Source organism: Candidatus Buchananbacteria bacterium CG10_big_fil_rev_8_21_14_0_10_42_9 (assembly GCA_002773845.1).
Classification (GTDB): Bacteria; Patescibacteriota; Patescibacteriia; order Buchananbacterales; family 21-14-0-10-42-9; genus 21-14-0-10-42-9.
This window is the reverse complement of sequence record PEZZ01000032.1, coordinates 1-3,019: the sequence shown is the minus strand read 5'-3', so window position 1 is coordinate 3,019 and position 3,019 is coordinate 1. Positions and strand designations below refer to the sequence as shown.

Genomic DNA, 3,019 nt, shown 5'->3' with positions numbered 1-3,019 from the left:
TATCCATTTTCGGCGGGGGGTGCGGGGGGAGCCGCTAAAAAAATGAAAGGAAATTTTATGGTTTTGTTTCCGCCGCTTCAGGACTCCAAAAAGAGCATCATTTGAATTATATCATTTTGTCGCTCTTTTCTCCGTCCCTTGCGGCGGCGAGGCACGCTCCCGTCACCGCGTTTGGTGGTAGCTTGAAAAATGCAGACTGTGCCCTACTTTCTCTTCAACTTAAGAATCATAAAGAGTGGGATTTTCTGATGAATATGCCAAAAATTGTTTTTTACTTTTTTCGCTCCTGTCACTGCTTTTGGCTCGAGAAAATCTAGTATTTCGAAGCCAGCTTCCAGAACAGATTTCACAATAGTAGAAATTGGTTTATGGTAGTAGGAAACAGGAAATTCATCAAACCATGTATCATTTATTTTCCGTTCCGTTAGATAATCTCCGTGAATTTTGCAGTCATCGCTATCCTTAGATTTCTCATATCCCAACATAAAAGTATTCTTTTTTTTGCCACGTACTATCTCCGCACCCCACTTAGCCGGATGATGCGTGGAGAAAAGGAAAACCCCGCCAACTTTTAATACTCGATGTATGTTTTCTAAAACACGTGTCCAATTTTTAACATAGTGCAAAGCAAGACTTGAATATACAACATCAAACTTTTTTTGCGGAAAGACTAGCTTCTCCATATCCATTACCTCAAACTCTATTCCTGGATAACTCTGACGAGCTACGTCAATCAACTTATTTGAAATATCTATCCCAATCACATACTTCGCGCCTTGAGATTTTAGGTAATAGCACTCCTCTCCAGTTCCGCAACCAATGCAGAGCACGGATTTTCCGCGTACATTTGGCAACGTGTCATACATGGCTGGTTTTTCTAAATACGTGTGTGCAATGTTTTGCCCGCTACGCATTTTTTCTGCCCATTTCTCGGCGTATGCATTGTATGATTTTTTTGTTTTTCTGTTCAGAGACATAGTTAATTCTTAAAGTAAGTTAAGCCACCCCCAAACTTGTTCCGATAATATAATCCTTTTTTTCTTTTTGTTTAATGTGTAAACTGCGCGCCCATGGTCTCCAGGCAGTATTACATTATTTTTTTTCAAGAATCGTATAAAATCGGTAGTGGATTTTTCAACTGTTGACCGAGATTGTAAGAAATCAGGATTGATAGCAATAAAAACCGCCCCAACTTCGTACGGATTTTCCCATGCATGTTCGGTTTGAGCACCAAGGAGTGGTCCAGAGAACAATTGCAACATACACGAGAAATTAAATCCTTTTAGACCACCCCATACATCAACCCACCTCGCAAGCCAAGGATCGGTTGTATACATGCCCTTAGAGTCAAAAAAAGTGTTTTTCGGAAGTACCCCTCCGCGTGTCCGCTCATACCACACCAAGCTCATCGGCTCTTTTGTCGTTGATATGTCCATAACTATAGGATTAGTAGCAGTGGGAAAACCGATACTCAACGGATTCGTCCCGAGCACGGGTATTTTTTTGCCGTTTGGTGGAACAACAAACGGCTCCGTAGAATTGGTAACAATCCCCACCAAACCTTTTTCGGCGATAGTTTTTGTCCATGTCGCAAGTACGCCATATCGCTGGAAATTTCTTAAACCAATCACTGCGATTCCAAATTGATTTGCTTTTTTGGTAACCAAGTGAATACAAAACCTCGCGGCAAGAGGTCCAATTTCTCGATTTCCATCAATAATCGCCACAGCATAACTATCTTTAATCACTTTGGGTTTGCTTATTCGCTGATCATAAAACTGCATATCCCAACAAAATTTCCTCACCCCGTGAGTCTTTTTGCCCATTAATTCTGCTTCATAGTAGTGATTAACAATCCAATCCGCATCTTTCTTTACAATGCCACGTTTAGACAGCGCGGAGTGCATGACCGTTAGCAACTTATTATGTGTAATTTGCACAGAGTTTTTTTTGAAGGTCAAAAATATAGGCGAAATAGAGTATTTCTTAAATACCTCTTTTGCTTTAAAAGAACGCAAATCAGACGCCCTATATCCGATCATGCGAGCGCCTTTTTTTACTGCTTCATTACTTGCGCCCTCAATCTCAATATACGTGGGCACTCCAGGCCAAGTATCAATATCGAAACGGAGATTTGCTTTATCATACACATAAGAAATACGATGTTTTTCTTGATAAAACACCTTTCGTAACCCGCGCTCTACAAGCATAGCCTGTACTGATTTCCATTCTTTTTTACTTCGTACAGAAATACTAATCTCTCTTTCGGATTTTATCCGAACATCTTTTTTGCCCGTACCGTATTTTAGAATCAACTCAGAACGTTTGCCTTCCTGTCGCAAACGCAAATATGCTCCTTGAGAAAGGAGTGAATTTTTTGATTGTGTGAACTTCTCAACTTCCGTGATAATCCGCGAGTAGCGCTGGTGTAGTTCAGAACGACCACGCTTTTTGGGAATATGAGTACCGTAAACATCATATGTTTCAATGATGGTAATAGCGTCCAGTATTTTTCGCGCGCCATTTTTTTGCAGTCTTTCAACAACCGCGCCTGTATCAATATCAAGAATTTTCGCCTCTAGTTCAATGTGATTTTGCATAGTGTATTTGGGACTCGATTGTTTCCCAGTCGAGCAAATTACTTTTCAGTAAATTATTTATTTCAGCCACAACTTTTACCTTTTCTTCCTCTGATATGTCTAATGGATAAGGCACCATTTTATTATTCAAACGATAAAGCAGCGTGCCCAGTACGATCCGCTTAAGCAGCAGATCATCTTCAGGTGGGATGGCATCTGTCTCATCTTCAGGATGATATGTTCGCAAAAATTCTTTAACATATTGCGCGGCCGGATATTCGTGTTCAAGACTATGGAGATACACATGCCCGATAAAGAATCCAATATCAAAAATTGGATTGCCTCGGTGAGCAGTATCAAGATCACAAATCCGCAATTCTCCTGAAACCAAACCGAGATTTTTGGGAGATAAATCACCAAGTATCAACGAACGTTCTTTG

The 3,019-nt window shown here is 40.5% G+C and carries 3 protein-coding genes; all 3 read right to left on the bottom strand.

Going from position 1 to position 3,019, the window contains the following annotated elements:
- Positions 1–203: 203 nt before the first annotated feature.
- The gene (locus tag COT81_03960) at positions 204–977 is read right to left on the bottom strand and encodes a hypothetical protein (protein ID PIS04898.1); all 774 of its coding nucleotides are present in this window, start codon (positions 975–977) and stop codon (positions 204–206) included.
- 9 nt (positions 978–986) lie between these two features.
- Entirely contained in the window at positions 987–2,600 is a 1,614-nt protein-coding gene (locus tag COT81_03955) for a hypothetical protein (GenBank protein ID PIS04897.1), read from the bottom strand.
- The coding region (locus COT81_03950; protein ID PIS04896.1) for a hypothetical protein at positions 2,584–3,019 on the bottom strand (436 nt) is incomplete at its 5' end. The genes COT81_03955 and COT81_03950, both read right to left, overlap by 17 nt.

Bases quoted from the DNA above. Each gene is read 5' to 3' on its own strand.
- COT81_03960 (PIS04898.1), bottom strand. From the start codon at position 977: ATGTCTCTGAACAGAAAAACAAAAAAATCATACAATGCATACGCCGAG.
- COT81_03955 (PIS04897.1), bottom strand. From the start codon at position 2,600: ATGCAAAATCACATTGAACTAGAGGCGAAAATTCTTGATATTGATACA.